Genomic DNA, 1393 nt, shown 5'->3' with positions numbered 1-1393 from the left:
TCCGGGAGCGCTGACGGTCCGGAACGGGCCGGTCGGAGCGAGGGGCCGTCCGAGGCCCCGACCCGGGCGTGGTCGGCGGTGGGCGACGGCGGTGACGGCGACGCGTCCGGCGGGTCGATCCCGGGCGTCGTGGACCGCGGTTCGCACCGCCGTGAGGACAAGGACGCCGACTGGCGTGCGCCGTGGGAACGTGAGGACTGACCGCACGGTCGACTCCGTGCGAGAAGAGGAATGAATGACGACGCCTGACCACATACCCGCCGCCGATGCCCGGTCGCTCCCCACGGGGCGGGTCTTCGATGCCGAGCGCGCCGAGGCCGCGGTCCGCGAGCTGTTGATCGCCGTGGGCGAGGACCCGGAGCGCGAGGGGCTGCAGGACACACCCGCGCGGGTGGCCAGGGCCTACCGCGAGGTCTTCTCCGGGCTGTACACAGACCCGTCGGAGGTGCTGTCCAGGACCTTCGACGAGGACCACCGCGAGCTCGTGTTGGTGCGGGACATCCCCATCTACTCGACCTGCGAACACCACCTGGTGCCCTTCCACGGCGTCGCCCACATCGGCTACATCCCGGGACAGTCCGGGGCGGTCACCGGTCTGAGCAAGCTCGCCAGACTGGTGGATCTCTACGCCAAGCGGCCCCAGGTCCAGGAACGGCTCACCAGTCAGGTCGCCGACGCGCTGGTCGACAGGCTCGCGCCCTCGGGCGTGCTCGTGGTGATCGAGTGCGAGCACCTGTGCATGTCGATGCGGGGGATCCGGAAGGCGGGGGCGGTCACCACCACCTCGGCCGTCCGCGGCAACATGCGGACCAACGCTTCCACCAGGGCGGAGGCGCTCGGCCTCCTGCGCGGGACGTGAGCGCGCCCGGTCTGCTGCCCCGCCCGGACCGGTGCGCGGTGATGGGCGTCCTCAACGTCACGGCCGACTCCTTCTCCGACGGTGGGCGCCACCTCGCGCATCACGATGCCGTCGCGCACGCCCGACGCATGGTCTCCGACGGCGCCGACCTCATCGACATCGGTGGGGAGTCCACCCGGCCCGGCGCCCTCCGCGTCGAGGAGTCGGACGAGGAGCAGCGGGTCGTCCCGCTGGTTCGTGCGGTGTCCGGCCTCGCGCCGGTCTCGGTTGACACGATGCGCGCCGGGGTGGCGTCGCGTGCCCTCGACGAGGGCGCCGCGATCGTCAACGACGTCTCGGGCGGGCTCGCCGACCCCGACATGTTGAGGGTCGTGGCCGAGCACCGAGCGTCCGTCATCCTCATGCACTGGGTGTCTCCGGACGAGTACCGCGCCGGCGCGGGAGGCCGATCCGACTACGGCGGGGACGTCGTGGGTGCGGTGCGCGACCACCTGGCCCGCCGCGCCGACGCCGCGATCGCCGCGGGGGTCGACG

Annotated in this window: 3 protein-coding genes; all 3 read left to right on the top strand. The window is 72.7% G+C overall.

All coding sequences use genetic code 11. The features are described 5' to 3' along the window. Window positions 1-201 (top strand): hypothetical protein (locus G6024_RS12800; RefSeq protein ID WP_200841569.1); only part of this gene is annotated, 201 nt, incomplete at its 5' end. Between the two features lie 34 nt (window positions 202-235). After that, window positions 236-859 carry a GTP cyclohydrolase I FolE gene (folE, locus tag G6024_RS12795; protein ID WP_069389722.1) on the top strand — a complete coding sequence of 208 codons (624 nt, stop codon included), beginning with the start codon at window positions 236-238 and terminating at the stop codon, window positions 857-859. Further along, a partial coding sequence (gene folP, locus G6024_RS12790; RefSeq protein WP_338122145.1) for a dihydropteroate synthase occupies window positions 856-1393 on the top strand: 538 nt, incomplete at its 3' end. The genes folE and folP, both read left to right, overlap by 4 nt.

The sequence above is a fragment of the Dietzia maris genome (genome assembly GCF_014144855.1).
Taxonomy (GTDB): Bacteria; Actinomycetota; Actinomycetes; order Mycobacteriales; family Mycobacteriaceae; genus Dietzia; species Dietzia kunjamensis.
Note: the sequence above shows the minus strand (reverse complement) of the source record. Positions and strands in the feature narration are given on the sequence as shown.